Raw genomic sequence first — 18,357 nt, forward strand, 5'->3', positions numbered from 1 at the left:
ATTAAAAGTCTGACGACGTTGCCGGAGAGCGCCCCGGCAACATGTTGTTATTATTTATTCAGATCAATACGCACCACGTTATCTGGCGCGGAGGTGGAGTGGTCTTTATTGAATTTCTGTTTCACGGTGACAAACAAGGTTTGGCCATCAGCAGAGAGCAACAGGCTGTTTGGATTGGGGAGGAGCTCCCAGCTTTTCTTCACGCTGTAATCCGTTGCGTTCAGGCTAAGCAATTTTCCGGAATCACGCTGGGTAATATAGATTTCATTACGCTTCGCATTGAATTTCACCGCCAGAGAATCCCCGATATCCAGTTGTTTGAGCAGCTTGCCCGTATGAATATCCAACACCAATGTCGTTTTCGCTTTGGAATTGTCGGTGACAAACAGGCGACCGGTTTGCGGGTCTTCCGCCATATTCAACAGCAACGCGGGTTTATCGCCCAGCGGCTGCCAGCGTTTTTCAACGCGCTGAGTACGCGGGTTGATAACCAGGATTTCACCGCCGCCATTTGCCGCATAAATACGCTGCGTCATTTCTGAGTAATGCAGTCCGGTCATCCATTTACCGGTATTTTTAATCCGGTTTTTTAGTTTCAGCGTTTCGGCATCAACCACCCAGATCACCGCCGGATCGGCAACGGCGCCAATATAGAGCAGACCGTTATGCAGCAGTACCTGACGCGCACCGTATGGGAAACCTTGCGGGTTACGTTCCGGGAACAGCACGCGATTCTTCACTTTGCCGTCTGCGGCATTCAGCGCGCTTAGACCACCATCCAGAGAGTTGGTGACATACACCGTTTTACCGTCTGGCGAGATAGCCATACCAAAGTTTTTCAGATCGGTGTGGCTCAGACCGATGGTCTTCAGCGTTTGCGGATCCAGCTTGTAAACCACCCCACCCTGAACATCTTTGAACCCTTCCGCGCTGGCGACGTACAGCGTATCACCCGCAGGACTCAGCGCCATTTCATACAAGCCGTCAGCCAGTGCGCGTTGCTGAATATCCGTTGCTGCCGGTGCGATTGCTTTTTCCTGTGCCAGCGGGTTACTGGCTGGCGTGGCGTTAGCTGTGCAGCCGCTCAATGCAACGGCAGCCAACAATGCCAGAGCGGATGTTGTTTTTTTCATTGTCAGGATCCTTACCAGAATTCACGCAGATTGTTAATATCAAAAGAGAATGAGAACTATACGCATTATCTTTATCAGATCAAGAATAATTAGCCGGTGAATAAAAAAGATGAAACGAGGGTTTAAAGACATGAAGAAGTGCGCGCCAGTACCGCTTTTTCATAATTACAGTTAATTATTCTGGACGAAAAGGCATCGCAGGCCACAGAATGCACTTTACTGTTTTTCCAACATTTTCAAACGGGTGAACCTGTCGTGGTTCAGTCACTCGTTTTTGAACCACGCCAGGCAACGACTGTCATGAATAAGATCATTAAACGACTTGAGATCGTCAAAAGCGCCATCGAACTGGAAGATGAAGAGATTATTTTCCAGCAGCTGGCGCATCTGAAAAATGAACCTTTGCCAGTCATTCCCGGCGTCATCGTGCAGGCGATTGAAGAACGGCGTTTCGGCGATGCCCTGCGTGAAATTACGCACTGGCTACAATCCCAGCGCGCAGTATCAACGTGGCAGGACCCCGGCATTGCCGCCAGTAAGCTCGAACTGAAAGCGCTTGAAACCCAACTGCGTGATCTGATTGATAAGCGCAACACGCGCATTCAAATCCTCGATGATTTCAATGACCTGTATCATCTTCGCCTCGGACCGTTAATGAGCCGAATTCTCGAACTGCGTAAGCAGTTGGCCGCCAGCGCACAACGTAAGCAGGAAGCAGAACGAAAACGTCGCGAAAAAGATTATCAGTCCTGTCTGCACTATATTTCACAGGCCGTTGATCAACTGGCGAAACTCAAGCAGCACTGGGTAAATCTGAGTTCGGACTCCCGCGAATCCGTGGAAACTCGCCAGCGCATTCAGCAACAGACTGAGCTTATCACCGCCCTGCTGGCGGAAATTCGTGAACTGGAAAACGACTTTTCTCGCCAGGACGACAGCGCAACCCGTCAGGCACAGGAGGAAGCCAGCCACGAATATGATGAATATCAGGAACAACAGCAGGATGCGCAGCACCGCTACACCCGCGACCAGCGGCTTTCAGCGGATGAACGTAATGAGTTAAAACGCCTGTGGCGTCAGGCCAGTCGCCTTTGCCACCCGGACGTGGTAGCGGATGACCTGAAAGAGAAAGCCCATCAGATGATGGTGCAGCTTAATCAGGCACGACAAAATGCCGATCTGGCCGCAGTTCGGGCATTGCTGACCCAGTTACAAAGCGGACTCGAACCGATGATGGCAAGTGACCGATTAAACGATCTGCAGCATTTACGTAGCAAGATTCAGCAGCTCAGGGAGCAAATTAATGCGCTGCTCAAAGAGATTAGCGATCTGGAAGCGGAAAACGCCTGGCGTCTTGCTACTTCAGTAACAGACAAAGAAGCCTACTTCTCCGATCAGCAACGGGCACTGACCGAAATCCGCACTACGCTGGAAATGCAGGTACAACAAGTGGAGCAAGAGCTATTGGCTGGCTGAGAAAATGCGCGTACAAAAAGCAGACAAAAAAGCGGCTGCAAGACTGATTTTCAGATTAAGCACAAAAAGTTTACTTCAGATTAAACACCCTAAAATACCAATAAAACAAGAATATAAATCTAAATTATTTTCATTTTCAGCCCATTAATTCAAATTAAACACTATTTTCTCCTTCCAAACATTTAGCTCCTTCCCTGCCCGGCCTTTGATTAAGAATTCTCCTGGTTGTTTCCTACCCCGTTAAGAAAATCACATATCTGTTTGAAATTAATAACAATTAACAGTATTCCCCTTCTAAACCTATAGGAATCCCCTGTCATTATCGAATCGACGGACACAAAACTTCGCCGATCAATAAGCGAAATCTATCAATCATCTTCACAGAGGTGATATAAACGATTTATCTTAAATTTTAACAAAGTGTAATATCCACTTTAAGAATAGTTAATGATTTAAATAAAGACAGATATTATCTGTTGATATCCGAATAAATAAGGATACGTTCAAAGCAAAGAGCGAAATATACCCGTCATACTTCAAGTTACATATGCGTTGGCTGCGTTAGTTCACCTCAGCCACATAGTATCTGTACGCCTGGGAATTCTCTCCCCGGACTTCCTGTAACTTGAATTATTTAGGGCATACGAGAATTAATTAACATTTCATGCATCGCGAGAAACTCTTTTTTAACCAAAAAAAGAGGCGACTGCTTGCACCAAAATTTCAAGGAGATCGTTATGTCTAAAGCTATTTTTTTGGGTGACTCAATTTACCCCTGGCTAGGCATGCGAGAAATCCTACGTGGCTCATCATTATATATTGATATCGCGTACCATTCCTCCCAGACGCTTTCTGCCGTCCAAACGCTATCTTATGAAACGGATTGCATCATTATTAATCCTGACAAGTCAGATTTTTTAAAATATGCCAGGATTATCCGCAACATGGCTATACGACCATCCACAACGATCATCGTGTTAGCCGATGAAGCCACTTTTTCTATTTTTCAAACAGTGTGCGGAATGGCCCTGCAGTTCCTCGATCAGGACACCAGTCTTGATCAGCTATTACAAACAATCACTCGTATCATCGACAGAAAAAATCCAAGCAATATCAAAGAACTACAAACAAAAATAACGACCAACGAATTCAATGTGATGATGATGCTAGCCCGCGGGTGGTCACTGGCACAAATCGCCGGAGTATCGCAAAAAAGCGAAAAAACAATCGGGGCGTACAAAAGCAACATTGCCAGAAAGCTGGGTAAAAGTAATACCCGGCTCAAGTACACCATTTCTCACTATAGCCAGCCGTAACTGACTTATTTAAGGATAGCAATCACAGTTAATTATTAACAGATTTTCTTTCGGCTCATTTTTTAATTCCGCCTGGCCCGGAAGGGATCGCTATTTTCGAAAATCGACATACCGGGTAGCACATCCGCGTGCCAACCATCGCCAACAACTCAACGCATTAACACATACATAACAGGAATGTAAACGAGGGTTATATATGAATAAGGTTTACAGCATTATTTGGAACGCGGCACTCGGCATCTGGGTTGTCGTCTCTGAATTAACCAGAGGTAAGAAAAAAAGCAGTTCACGTAAAACTGTTGCGGTACTGGCCGCCAGCGCATTAAGTGGCGCTACGATGATGGCCTCAGCTGCGCAGATTACCACTACGGGCGATCGAAATATTTCTGACGACTTCCAGAACGGTATTTCTGCGGGCGTTTATCAGGTTCCCCACGACTACGGCTTCTTATATGAAAATAATACTGCCAGTCAGACACTCAATATCAGCGGCGCAATCCCGACGATTAATCCGGGTCAAAGCGGCGTTGTAGAATCAACCACCATCAGTGAGTTACTGCGAACAGGAAAAATCACGCTGCAGGCTACCAGCCCAGGCCAGGGTGCAAAAACAATCACCACAGCAGAAGAGCTGGCGGAATACCTGACGTATAACCAATCGGCTACGCCTTCTCAAAGCGAAAACTTCGAGGTGGTTGACCCGGCATTCCCGGACGGCACAGAAACCATTAAGGTCTATGATACCAATGTGTTAAGTAGCTTTCTTACTAAATCGCAAATCGGCGATTCCGTATTAAATACTTATGATGCAACCAGGTCTGAAATCTATAAGCAGTTTGGTATCGCGCTGGCAACCGATGGTGCTACGGCCAACCTGAACATAGGTAATGACACCCTCAATGTACGCGACAAAGCCAATACCATCGAGTTACTGGCCAAAGACTCCTCCTTACTGGAAGCACAAGGCGCCAACAGCCAGGTAAACTGGCAGTCTGACAACTATATAAAATTTAACGCAGCACCCGTGATCCCCACACAAACGTTCACCGGCTCAGCGCAAACCTCTGTCTTTGGCGATGATGTGTCGCTGATGACTTATGGCTATGATGCAGATGGCAAGGTTATCGAAACCGGGGTGCGCACATTCACCATTACCAGTACGCAGGAGTTGGCTGATTTTAACGACTTCCTGTTGGGCAGAAGTGCCGACGCCGCAGAAAATGCCAATGGCGATAAGGTCAGCCAAATCCAATTGTGGCTGGAGGCTGAAGAGGTCACCACCGTCACAGCAGCACAAGCAAAGTATGCCGGGTATATCGATAGCTTAATTAATTCCAGTCAGCCGTCTGATGAACTCACCTGGGACTACAAAGTCTGGACCGATGGAGAGTCACATATCAACAACGCCACTGCCGCCCGCGGTGAGTTGCATGCCATTTATGCCAACGGCGCTGGCACCACCGGTACTCTGAACAAAGAGGCGATAATTGCCGTTGACGGCAGTATCAATGGCGTCATGAAAGCCATTGATGGTGGGGTTATCAACAACCTCGGCGAGCTGAACGCGCTACGCAGTTCTGGCGGGCAAAGCCTGGCGATTGGCATGTTGGCGCAAAACGCCGAGGCAACCAACCGCGGGACTATCAACTCAGGTCTGTTCATTGATAAAGATGGTAATCAGAACGTTAACAGCTACGGCGCATTCGGTATGCAGGGACAAGGTACCAGCGTTATCACCAACGAAGGCACCATCAACCAGGCGATCACCACCGATAACTTCGGCACCGCATCTGCCGCCGATCCCTGGAGCAAGGATAAACCTGATACTTCGCTGACGTTGGCTATTGGTATGCAGTTGTCCGGCGAGGCAAAAGGTGTCAATAACGGCAATATTAACGTCGTCGACGGACGTAAAAACGGTGCGTCTTACGGTGACGGCACCGCCTTTGGCGTGGAAGTCGCCGGAAATGCGACCTTTACCAACAGTGCTGATTCCGCTATTTACCTTGGTCGTGACGCAAGTAACCTGACCCAGGATGTCATCATGCCAGGTGGTGCCAGCCTGAGCGCCGGAATTATGACCAAAAGCGCCAAAGAGGTTATTAACAACGGTCTCATCACGTTGGGCACCGGTGTCCGTAACGCGGCAGGAATTTTGATCGGCAACGCAACAGGCAACGTACTGAATACGGGCAACATCGTCATCAATGGTAATGGGGATGCGGGGAACAACAAGAACTACGGCATCTCCGTGCGTGACAGCGGCACGGAAAATAATCAGGAAATCCGCAACGACGGCAAGATTAACGTCAACGGCACGAATAACGTGGGGATCCACGTCAGCGCCAATAACAAAAATGCCGAAGTAACCACCAGTGCCACAGGCTCTATTATCGTGGGCGGTACGGGTGGCATCAACGATCGTAACTACGCCATCTGGGCTGAAGGAGGCGCCAAAGGTCAGGCCGTGGTCAACGTCTACTCCAACATTACGCTGGACAAGGCCGGGAACATCGGCGTACACGTGCGTGATAACGCCATTGCTAACGTTGATAGCCTGAGTAGCCCGGTGTTCAACAACACCGATCAGATTGGCTATTATCTGTATGGGAAAGACGCGATCGCCAATATTGGTCAGGCGGTGATGAATGACAACGGTCAGGATCGCACCACCATTTTCCGTATCGCCAATGGCGCATTGCTGGCCGGTAACACCACCCCTCCTGGCGGCCAGGCCAGCTCCAACCTTGACCTTACCCTCAGCGGTAAGAACTCCGTTGGCGTTCTCGCTACCGGTGCAGGCAGTCAAGTCGATACTGGTGAAGCCACATTTACCGTGCAGGGTAGCGATTCCGCAGCACTGGTCATCGAAGGCGGCGCCAGCGGTAATATCAGCGACAAAACCACCATTAATTTAACAGGTGAACGTACCGTTGCCGGGGTGGTTGATGGCCAGGCGCATCGGTTGAATGGCAGCGCAGAGGGTAATGCCACCAGCACTACGCTTACTTCAAACGCGAAGATCACCTCTGAAGCCAGTGGCAATGAAGTGATCGCCTATATAGCGAGAAATCTGGGTAACCTGATCCTCGATACCAAATCAATTATCGATCTGGCCAGCATCGACAGTATCGGCGTGGACGTTCAACAAGGCGGTAGCTTAACCAACAACTCCTCCAGCGCCCTGCATGTCAGCAACGGCATCGGCGTTCGCGCGTCGGGTGCCAGTGCGCAAATTAATCAACTGGGCCAGGTTAAGGTTGATGATGGCACCGCTGGCGTATTACTGACGGAAGGGGCCAGCCTGCAGATTAACGGCATTAGTGGCGACAGCATTACCACCAACGGTACTGCTGATGGTATTCGCCTGGCAGATAAAGCCGGCGACCTGTCAGCGCAGCATGTGAAGATCCGTGCTGATGGCACGGGCGCAGGCATTCAAAACGATGCTAACAACACCAATATCACACTGCAAAATGTGACCATCGATTCCAACGACGGCGCGGGGATCCGCACCAGCGTAGCCCTGAACATGAAAGATGGGCTTAACAACATCCTTAACGTTAACGGTAAAGGTACCGGCTTCGCCTTTGAACAGCGCAATGGTGACGCAGTAACGGGCAATCTGACCATCGGCACAGGCTATACCATTGAGGTACTGAACAGTGAAGGCAGCGGTATCCGCGCCAATACTGATGGCCGCATCGACACCAAGGCCGACATTAACGTACACGACAGCGCTGGCGGTTCGGCAATCATCGCGAAAAACGTCAGCGCGTTAACCAACCGTGGCAAGATTATCTCTGCCAGCACCACCTCCCCGGTAATCGACGCCAGCGGTGACAGCAGTAAAGCCATTACCAACACCGGCACCCTGCAGGCCATCACCGACACTGCGGTGGCCATTCAGTCTGGTAAAGGCAATGACACCATTGATATCAGCGGCGGTGTCACCAGCGGCGTAATCAATACCGGTGAAGGTATGGACACCTTCAACTGGCGTAGCGGCACCTATGCCGGTGAAGTGAATTTCGCCGGTACTGGCGGTAACAATAAAGCCAACATCGGCAATGTGACGCTGGAGAACACGCGCCACATCATTACCGCTGCCGGTACGGGCAACGCCCTCACCTTCACCGATACAAAAGATGCGAAGATTGGAACGCTGGTCAGCGACAACCTGACTACCGGCACGAATATTGGCACCGGCTGGGATTCGCTGACCCTCAGCGGGTCAAACGCGGATGTCCGCATCGTTGAAAACCTGAATCTGGCAAGCAAAACTATTGCTGTAAACAATGGTGCAACGCTGCGCACCGGCGACCATGTCGAGCCAACCAGTACTGCCGCCAGTATTGGCGACTACAATGTCACAACCCAGGGCGCAGGCAGCAGGGTTATCTTCGATACCCAGGGTGATAACACCGCGGCGCAAATCTATAACGGTACTATCAGCGGTGACGGGAAGTTTGAACGTGCGGCGGGCGGCACCACGGTCTTTACCGCCAACAACAGCTACACAGGCTCTACCACCATTGCGCAAACAGGTACGTTGCAGTTAGGTTCCGGCGGAAACACGGGCGAAGTCAGCACCGAATCTGACATCATCGATAACGGCATACTGGCAATTAATCGCGCCAACAACGTCCTGCTGAACGGCGTTATATCCGGTATCGGTGCACTGCAGCAAATAGGTGGCGGCATTACCCGTCTGACCGGCAACAACACCTATACCGGCGACACAACTGTCACCCATGGCACGCTGTTGGTGAATGGCGATCAAAGCGCAGCACGTGGCGCAACCACCGTCAGCGGCACCTCCACACTGGGTGGGAATGGCATTATCGGCGGCAACGTGTTGATGAACGACGCCACAACGATTAGCGCTGGTGACGGCGGCGCGGGTACGTTATCCATTAACGGTAATCTGCAGCTTGGCAGCAAAACGACTTCCGCTTTCGAACTGGGCCAGGCCTATACACCGGGCGGTAAGCTGAATGACCTGATTAACGTCGCAGGCGATCTGCAACTGGATGGGACTCTGGATGTCACCACGTCATCGGGCGGGAATTTCGGTCCTGGTGTGTACCGTATTTATAACTACGGCGGTACGCTGAATAACCAGACGCTGGAGTTAGGAGCTGTACCGGACACTCAGGATAAGAGCAACATCTTTGTCCAGACCTCTATCGACAAACAGGTCAACCTGGTGAACGCCAACGGCGTTACCCTACAATTCTGGGATGGCGCAACCGTCAATCAGAGTCACGGCGCATCCGGCATCGAAGGCAACAGCAAGATTGACGGTGGCGATGGCAAATGGATGGCGATCGGCGCTCAGGGCGACAACAACTGGACAACATCCACCGGTGAGGGCAACGCCCCGTGGGCGCAGAAGTCATTTGCCGTCTTCACCACCAAAGGCGGTACCGTTACCGTGGATAACGCTGCAGGTGAAGTTAACTTCTCCGGGGCGCAGTTTGATGCCGATGGTTACGTCGTAAAAGGCGATGCACTTAACGCCTGGGCCACCACAGAAAATGCCACCCATGCGGGGCAGACGCCGGGGACCGGTGAACTGTTGCTACGCGTAGGCGCCGGCGGTGCGGGACAAAACTTTACGGCAACCATTGAGTCAATTCTTCGTGAAGCCAGCACCAACGACAAACTGACACTGGTGAAAACCGACCTCGGTCGTCTGATCCTCAGTGGTGATAACGCGTATCGCGGCGGTACGCGCATTGATGGCGGTACGTTGCAGATCTCCTCCGACAACAACCTCGGACAGAGCGGAACCGATTTGGCGATTAACAACGCCTCGACGCTACAATTAGGCGCGGATTTGATCAGCAATCGCACCATCGAGCTGGGCGCCAATGCTAATGCGGCCGTATTCGATCTCAATTCGCACCACTTCACGCCGACCGGGGAGATTACCGGTGATGGCAAACTGAAAGTCACCAGTAGCTCAAGCGATGCCGGCAGTATTCTGACGCTCGACCGTGCCAACAGCTACAAAGGCGACACAGAAATTGCCGGTACCGGTAATAGCAACAATGTGACGGTCAATGCCAGCAAAACCGGCGTGTTCGGCAGCAACGAGAGCAGCACCATCACGGTTAATAATGGGGCAACGCTCAACGTCAGCGGCGCAGACACCCGTCTGCAATCACTGACCATGAACATTGCCGACAGCCTGTTAACGCTGGCCGATACCGTCACAGCAGCCAGTGCCAAACTGAATCTGACAGGTAAAGCCAAAGCCGTACTCTCAAACAATGCAACAGCCGGGGACGCGACGGTCAGCGTGGCAAAAGACAGCACGCTGGCGCTGGAAGACAATGCCAGCGGCGGAAATGCTATGGTGACCAGCAGTGGGCTGATGACCATGGCCGATGAGGCGATGGCAGAAAATACCCGCGTGGTCAACCTTGCAGGCGGTCTGGTAGATGTCAGCGCAGTCAACAGCAAGACTTCCATCGGTTCATTGTCCGGTGCGGGTAATGTCGAACTGGGTAGTAAGCAACTGTCGCTGGGGAATCTACACCTTCCAGACACCATCAGCGGCATTATCAGCGGCAACGACGGCAGCCTGGTGAAAGTGGGTAACGGTACGTTAATCCTGACAGGCGACAACACCTACACCGGTATCACGGATGTCAATCAGGGTGTGTTGCTGGTCAACGGCAATCAATCTGCTTCTACCGGACAGGTCACAGTGAAATCGGGTGCCACCCTCGGCGGAAACGGTATTATCGGCGGCGCGGTTGATGTGCTGGACGACGGTCATATTACCGCCGGTGCCGCCATCAACAGCGTGGGCAAACTGACCACCGGTTCACTGACGCTGAGCGATAACGCCCAACTGGATTATCAGTTTGGTCAGGCTTATACCCCGGGCGGTGCTTTCAACGACCTGATCGACGTGAATGGCTCCCTGACGCTCGACGGTAAGCTCAACATTGAAACCTCACCGGGCGGTAGCTTTGATGTTGGTGTCTATCGCGTCATCAACTACACCGGCACATTGACCAACAATGTGATGGATATTGCTAACGCGCCGGAAGCGGCTGACAGCCTGTACGTGCAGACATCGGTGAAAAATCAGGTCAACCTGGTCAATCATGCCGGACTGACGCTGCGCTTCTGGGACGGCACCGGCGGTGAGAATGGCGAGCTGAAAAACAACGGCGTCATCAACGGCGGTGACGGTATCTGGCAATCAAGCCAGGGGAACGACAACTGGACCACCGATGAATCGACGCCAGAAGGCGCGTTGAACGCACCGTTTACCGATGCCGCATTCGCCGTCTTCCAGGGGGAAGCCGGTAATGTGACCGTCGATAACAGTAAAGGCGATGTCATCATCAGCGGCGCGCAGTTCGCTACCGATGGTTATCGCGTCGGCGGTGAAGCCATTACTACCGATACCGCCAATACGTTGATTCGCGTCGGTGATGGTACGGTCGATGGCGTCAACTACACCGCAACCATTGACAGCGTGATCCGCGGTACCGGTGGTCTGAATAAAGGCGACCTCGGTACGTTAATTCTGACGGGCAACAACACCTACAGCGGCGGCACGACTATCACGTCAGGGACGCTTCAGGTTGCAGGCGATACCAACCTCGGCGCAGCAGAGACCGGAATCACCTTTAACGGCGGTACGCTGAAATATGGTGAAGCGTTTGATACCGCCCGTCAGGTGACGCTGGAATCTGGTGGTGGGACATTCGACACCAACGGACATGATGTGTCCCTGCTGACGGAAGTCGAAGGTAACGGTCAACTGACCAAAACCGGTAAAGGTTCACTGACGCTGACGCTGGATAACACCTACACCGGTGGCACCACCATCGAACAAGGTGTATTGCAGCTCGGCACGGGCGGTACGATAGGGAGTATTGAAGGGGATATCGTTGATAACGGCGTGCTCAACGTTAATCGCGCCGATACGTTGGCGTTAAGCGGAAACATCAGTGGTGCAGGCCAACTGCATCAGACCGGTAGCGGTACAACGGAACTGCAAGGCCAAAACAGCTACAGCGGTGCAACGCTCATCACCAGCGGGGTATTGCAAGCCGGTGATAACAATACTCTGAGCGCCGCCTCGCACCACTATGTTGTCGCGGGCACCACCCTGAATACCCAGGGTTATAACCAGACAGTCGCAGGGCTGAGCAACGGTGGCGATGTGTCGCTCACCGGCCAGCAACCAGGCACAACCTTAACGGTTAAAGGGGATTACAGCGGCGAACAAGGCACTATCAACATGGCTGCCCGGCAGAATGCCGGCGGCACAGGTATTGCTGATCGCCTGATTATTGATGGCGGTAAAGCCAGCGGAAGCACGCTGCTGGATGTCGACGGCTCCGGCCTTGGCGCACCGACCGTGGGTGACGGTATCGAAGTGGTCACGGCGCTCAACGGTGCAACGACGACGGCGCAAACGTCGCGGGATGCCTTCCATCTTGTCGCTGAACGTATGGCTGCGGGTGCCTTTGAGTATCAGCTCCACGCCGGAAACGCTCAGGGCCAGGGCGAAAACTGGTACCTGAGGAGTGAATATCGTCCGGAAACCATGCTGTATTCCGGTCTCGCCAGCGTGGTTCGCCAGGGGGATATCAGTCTGTTGGGCAACATGCACCAGCGTATGGGTGATGAGGTTAAACCGGGTATTGATGAAGACAATCGCGCCTGGGCGAGAATGATTGGTTATTCCGGTAAAACCAAACTGGATGATGCAGCCGGTACGCAAACCAGTTCCCATACCATGGGTATTCAGGTCGGCGTCGATATGTACGCCAATGAAAGCTGGAAAGCCGGTATGTATACCAGCATTCTGGATATCGACAGCAATGTAAAAGGCAGTAAAACGGGCAGCAACGGCAAAGGCGGCAACATCGACGACAACGCATTTTACGTTGGCGGTTATGCTACCTGGTTCTCTGGTGACGGTATGTATGTCGATAACGTGCTGCAATACGGGAACCATAAATCCCGCCTGTCAGCATCGGGTAACAACGGCTCTTACACCGTCAAAGGCAATACGCTGACGGCCTCAACTGAAGTGGGTAAAGCATTCCGTTTAGGTGCCAGCGCCTGGAGCCTGGAGCCGCAGGCCCAGTTGATCTATCAGTACAGCAACTTTGATAACAGCACGCTGGATGGTGTGACCCAAACGAAAGTGAAAATGGATACCGCCGATTCGTTTACCGCGCGTCTGGGCGTGCGTCTGGTCGCGGACTACGACACCAACCATGGCAAGTTCCAGCCGTACGGCCGGGTCAACGTCTGGCAGGGTCTGGGTTCCAAAGATAAAACGCACTTCAGCAACGCGGTCGCCACCACCACGCTGGAATCTTCACAGCAGTACTCCAGCACCGAGGTTGCAGCGGGTCTGTCGTGGTCTATCGACCGTAATCTGCAGGTCTACGGCGAACTGGGGACACAGTTCAGCAACGGCAGCAATAAATCGCAGGTTGAAGCCCCGGTCAATGCGTCGATTGGCTTTAAGAAATCGTTTTAAGCAGGCATAAACTCGCAAGCCCCCTGTTCACAGGGGGCTTTTTTTGTCACTCCAGAATACAGCGCTGCCTGAAACGCTGCACTTATCACGCCTACGGATTAGTGTTCGTTCTTGCAGGTCGGATAAGGCACAGGCACCGCCACCCGACAACGCGAAAGAATTCAGACTAAGGGGAACAACAAAGAGGGATGAGATTAACGGCTATATTGCGCTAAGAGTGAAGGAATCTCTTCTGCCAACACCGGGGGAGAAATGAAGAAGCCTTGAATTTTGTCACAGCCAATCTGCGTCAGGCGATCAAGTTGAGACTGGGTTTCAACCCCTTCGGCCAGGACTTCAATGCCAAAATTGTGCGCTAAAGAAATGATACCCTCAATAATCCTTGTCGATTTAGTGTCGGGCTCTATTTCGGTGACAAACTCTTTATCAATTTTTAAGGTATCAAAAGGATATTTCAACAGATAATTAAGATTAGCGTGCCCGGTACCAAAATCATCAAGCGCTAACTTGACCCCGATTGCCTTCAGTTCCGTCATATTTTTCGCCGCTATTTGGCTGTCACACAGCGGCGATGTTTCCGTTACTTCAATCTGGCAGCGATGAACCGGAAGGCCGGAAGCGGCCAGGTTTTGTCTGATTCGTTGAGGTAAAAGAGGATCGCAGAATTCAAGTGCAGAAATATTTACTGATAATACAAGAGGTTCGGGCCAGGTACTCGCAACATTCCACGGCGGACTGGCAACCATATCTTCAATTGAAAATATATTGCCGCTGTCTTCCAGTAACGTAATAAATACATCAGGAGAAATCATACCCATCTGAGGGCTGTTCCACCGCATTAATGCTTCAAATCCGCTAATACACTCGGTATGTAAATTAAAAATAGGCTGATAAACCATATAAAGTTGACTGGTATTCAATGCCTTTTCAAGCGCGGTGAGCACCTCATCGGAATTAAACATTCCCCCTCTCCCTCTACAAATCATATAAATTAAAAACCAGTCAAAGTCACTCCCGAGTTGTACCTGCTGTTAAATGCGTTACATCAGAAAAGAATAGCCAGGTTAGGGTAAAAAAGACATGCTGTGGGTAAATCTGGCAATCAGTTTATTCAGATCAGAGGTATTAGTCAGTCCCAGCTTGGCGACAACTCTCATCTTATGCGCCTGAATAGTCTTATAGTTCAGACTAACCAACTCAGAGATTTCCTTGGCAGAATAACCACTTACCAATAGATTGAGGATTTGTTGTTCTCTTTCCGTCAATCTCTTCTGCGAACGATACAGTCGGGGATTCCATTTCCCGACCGACAACGTAGCCAACTGAGCAAAATCACGCAATGAGGATTTCTCAGTCAATACTATGGTTTTTTCAACGTATAATAATTCAACACATAATTTCGCCACCAAACTATCAGCAACGATAACGACAACGCTATTATAAAACTTGAACCGGTTTTTATTCAAAAACTGCACAATGGCAGAACAAGGCTGTTCATTGTTAATGATATTAAAAACCATTGTCTGATGCTGGCATAATGACGACTGCTGCAACATATCCTCAAACTGGAATGTTTTTATCGGCACATGTTTGCTTGTCAGGTAGGCAAACATACCGTTGCCCACAAAATTATCACTGCCACACATCAACATCCTGTTCACCGCTCCTTATAAGCTTCTAATTTTATTACTCATTAAAAATTTAATAATGGTTTTCTCAACTTCAGCCTCTTCACGACGGTTCTTAAAATCGAACTCGCAAGAAACCTGATGACAGGAATACAATTGATTATCCTCATCAAATTCGTTGATCGCGACGACATCAATGACTTTTAGATCAAGCTGAAAACTGCCGAACGTATCAAAATCCAGAGCAGCATTTTTAATCACTGCATCCTTGTAAAGAAAACGGGCATTAACATCTTTAGCGATTAACGCACAACCACCCTGAGAGATGTTTTTAATCTTAAGTGAGTAGTTCTCTCCGTTTTTGTAACGACCAAAACAGAAAAAATCGAACCCCTTCAGAAAAGAAAACCGCTGATTCTGTCGCTGTTGGGCAAAGAAAATCATATCCGGGATGAGGTAGGATAATCCTGCCTCAGCACCTGTTGATGGGGTGGCTTCAAATCTGGCGCTAAATTTTATAATCCCGCTGTCACTGTGCAGGATAAAGTATTGGATCTTTTCAGGAATGATGTCTTCATGACCGGTGACCACAAAGCGTTCGAAATCGATCCTTTCTAACTGCGTGATGACGCTGGTGTTTTCACATAAAACTTCCAGCTTCGTCTTCTTATGCAGCTCTTCACGAAGGATAGCGATGATCTCAAACTTGTTGTCCTTTGCTAATCCAAAGTTCATTCTAAAACCCTTATTTCCATATTTAAGATATGTCTCGACCCCGGTCTGATGACAGACAAAAACGCGAGATCAGCATCCACCCCTGGTGCCTAATTACCATAGTGGATTCCATGTCGAACAGTTGATTAAAACTTAAGTTTTTAACTATCTTTCGTCACTTATTGATACGTAAAAACATTTAATCAGAATTAATTTTAGCTTAAGCCATGCCTAAAACCATGCAAACCTACGCAATAGCTATAACAAAAGCGAATAACAAGACTTTTCAAAATGCGATTTTGAGATAATAAATAGCAATAATCGCATAGAAATAAAATAGAAAAAATGCTGTAAAACTAAGGAGTTGACAATACAGAGCGTGGACGGGGGGTGCTGAACCTATAGGCACAATATCCAGCAGGTGGTCATTAGCCAACTGATACCAATACCATTACGTCTCATTTCACAGGAATGAATGTATCATTCAGGTATATTAATCGTAATTTAACTTAAGTGATAAAAAGGCCAGCATGATGCTGGCCCCGGTAAATACCGAATTAAATTAGAGTGGCAAACTCTCTTACAGAGGGCACAGCGTTAAAAATTCAATACCGTTGTTTAACGATTGCCCGGGCAGAATCAGCAATTATCATCATTGCCCCAGCCAACATTAACGTGTTTTTTAGCACCAGACGTCCCGCCCCCGATAAATACGGAAAGCCGTAGTGTAAATCACCCAATAGCATAACCCATACTTCTGGTGTGGTAATTAAAAACAACAAGGTGACCACCGGCGTTGCAAATGCCAGAATTTCCCCCATCAATCCTGACCAACGGCTAATCGGTCAAGGTTAATCCAATTCGATCCCCCTGCCCCAGTAAACGAAGATATTTTTCCATGACGGCAATCCTACTTGTACAAAATTGCAGTGACATAAGTACTGCTATCAATTCTCATCGAAGTAATTTTCCATGATGATGCCAGCTTTTCTTGCGCCAGTTTAGCAATGTCCTCTTCGACATCAGAAGGTGCCGCTGAAATAGCGGATACACTGACGTGGGCCAAAAAACCCCCACACAGGTGGGGCAAAGATGCAGACTCTATATTTATTATTGAACGAGAGAAAACAGATCGTTTAATGACTCACTCATACTTGGATGGGTAAATATTTGGTCACGCAACACGGTATAAGGTAACCCGGCATCCATCACAGTTTTAATGATATTAATCATCTCATGCGAATCCACACACAGCAGTGAGACACCTAATATCTGCTGCGTATCCGTGTCCACCACAGCTTTAAGTACACCACGCGTATCATCCATGACTCGCGCCCGTGGAATCGCAGCGACGGGAAGCGTCACCACCTGTACCGCCGCACCGCTGGCACGGGCCTGCTCTTCTGTCATCCCCACGCGGGAAAGTGGTGGTGTCATAAAGACGGAATATGGCACATTTTGCCGATCGCCGGTGTTTCTCACCCCTTCGCCTAACAGGCCATCACGCACAATACGGAAGTCGTCCAGTGAGATATAGGTAAATTGCAGCCCCCCTGTTACATCTCCCATAGCCCAGATGTTATCCGCCGACGTCCGCAAATATTTATTCACAATAATGCAGCCACGATCGTTCACATCGACACCGGCTTTTTTCAGTTGCAGCTGTTCCGTCGCCGGCTTGCGGCCTGATGCGACCAGCAGTGCGTCAACAACCTGTTCCCCTTCCGGCATCTGTAGCTGCACCGCGCCATCATGAGACGAAACCGACTGCACCTTAGCATTGAGGATCAGCTCTACGCCTTTATCGCGTAAAATATCAGCGATCGCATCGGCGATATCCCGGTCCTCACGGGGCAAAAACAGCGGTGCAGCCTCAAAAATAGTGACCTGACTGCCGAAGTTGGCAAACATCGACGCGAACTCAACGCCGATATAGCCACCCCCCAGGATACCCAGGCGCTGTGGGCGTTGGGTCAAATTCAGCAACCCGGTGCTGTCAAAGACGCCCGGCGTACTGGATAATCCCTCAATATCAGGAATCGTCGACTGTGCACCGGTATTAATAAAAATCTTCTCACCGCTCAGCTCAAGCGTTCCTGTCGACTGCATTACCCGCACGGTATGGTTGTCGACAAATTCAGCACGCCCTTCAATCACGTCCACATTTTCCAGATTGGCCAGATTATGGAAGTTTTTATCGCGCAGAAAACTGACCACGGAAGCCTTACGCTGCATCGCAGTTGCAAAGTCATGCTGCAGCTCAGCATCGTGTACCAGGGTTTTGGTTGGAATACAGCCGATATTAATGCATGTTCCGCCATACATGGTGTTGGATTGCTCAATAATTGCTACCCGCCAGCCCGTCTTTGCCAGCGTAGCCGCCAGCGTCTTACCTGCTTTGCCAAATCCAATAATGATCGCCTGATATTGTTTCATGCTGCCTCTCCGCAAAGTCATTGTTCATTTGTTACTCTGGATTATAGGCAGTGCCCTGTCAGGCCAGCATATCCATAACGCGCAATTTTTTGTTCAATCGTCTAAGACCAAATAATAAAAACCAA

8 protein-coding genes and 2 pseudogenes are annotated in these 18,357 nt (G+C 50.0%); 3 read left to right on the plus strand and 7 right to left on the minus strand.

The genetic code is table 11. From position 1 onward, the window contains the following. Positions 1-50 precede the first annotated feature (50 nt). The gene (locus FDX24_RS17150; RefSeq protein ID WP_137364662.1) at positions 51-1,133 is read right to left on the minus strand and encodes a YncE family protein; all 1,083 of its coding nucleotides are present in this window, start codon (positions 1,131-1,133) and stop codon (positions 51-53) included. A 300-nt stretch (positions 1,134-1,433) separates the two neighbouring features. Here FDX24_RS17150 and FDX24_RS17155 point away from each other — a divergent pair, with 300 nt between their 5' ends. The 3 genes from FDX24_RS17155 (at position 1,434) to FDX24_RS17165 (ending at position 13,454) form a co-directional block, all read left to right on the plus strand. Further along, positions 1,434-2,609 (plus strand): DnaJ family molecular chaperone, encoded by a 1,176-nt coding sequence (locus FDX24_RS17155; protein WP_048212354.1) that lies wholly within the window; start codon positions 1,434-1,436, stop codon positions 2,607-2,609. 737 nt (positions 2,610-3,346) lie between these two features. Continuing rightward, positions 3,347-3,925, plus strand: coding sequence for a LuxR C-terminal-related transcriptional regulator (locus FDX24_RS17160; protein ID WP_137364663.1), 579 nt, complete (start codon positions 3,347-3,349; stop codon positions 3,923-3,925). 196 nt (positions 3,926-4,121) lie between these two features. Beyond that, positions 4,122-13,454: an autotransporter outer membrane beta-barrel domain-containing protein gene (locus tag FDX24_RS17165; RefSeq protein WP_137364664.1), complete on the plus strand. Its 9,333-nt coding sequence runs from the start codon at positions 4,122-4,124 to the stop codon at positions 13,452-13,454. A gap of 194 nt (positions 13,455-13,648) precedes the next feature. Here the strand turns inward: FDX24_RS17165 and FDX24_RS17170 are convergent, their stop codons facing one another. From FDX24_RS17170 to rclA, 6 genes and pseudogenes are all read right to left on the minus strand, one after another. Further along, entirely contained in the window at positions 13,649-14,416 is a 768-nt protein-coding gene (locus tag FDX24_RS17170; RefSeq protein ID WP_048212357.1) for a bifunctional diguanylate cyclase/phosphodiesterase, read from the minus strand. A gap of 102 nt (positions 14,417-14,518) precedes the next feature. Continuing rightward, positions 14,519-15,100 carry a LuxR family transcriptional regulator gene (locus FDX24_RS17175; protein WP_170973080.1) on the minus strand — a complete coding sequence of 194 codons (582 nt, stop codon included), beginning with the start codon at positions 15,098-15,100 and terminating at the stop codon, positions 14,519-14,521. Between the two features lie 21 nt (positions 15,101-15,121). Then, entirely contained in the window at positions 15,122-15,817 is a 696-nt protein-coding gene (locus FDX24_RS17180; protein WP_061067471.1) for a flagellar brake protein, read from the minus strand. Between the two features lie 584 nt (positions 15,818-16,401). Continuing rightward, positions 16,402-16,641 (minus strand): annotated as a pseudogene (locus FDX24_RS17185) (DUF417 family protein); the annotation flags it as partial. 65 nt (positions 16,642-16,706) lie between these two features. Continuing rightward, a pseudogene (locus FDX24_RS17190) lies at positions 16,707-16,856 on the minus strand (YdgH/BhsA/McbA-like domain containing protein); the annotation flags it as partial. A 50-nt stretch (positions 16,857-16,906) separates the two neighbouring features. Further along, positions 16,907-18,232: a reactive chlorine resistance oxidoreductase RclA gene (rclA, locus tag FDX24_RS17195; RefSeq protein WP_137364666.1), complete on the minus strand. Its 1,326-nt coding sequence runs from the start codon at positions 18,230-18,232 to the stop codon at positions 16,907-16,909. Between the last annotated feature and the right edge of the window lie 125 nt (positions 18,233-18,357).

The sequence above is a fragment of the Citrobacter sp. wls716 genome (assembly GCF_005280975.1).
GTDB lineage: Bacteria > Pseudomonadota > Gammaproteobacteria > Enterobacterales > Enterobacteriaceae > Citrobacter > Citrobacter youngae.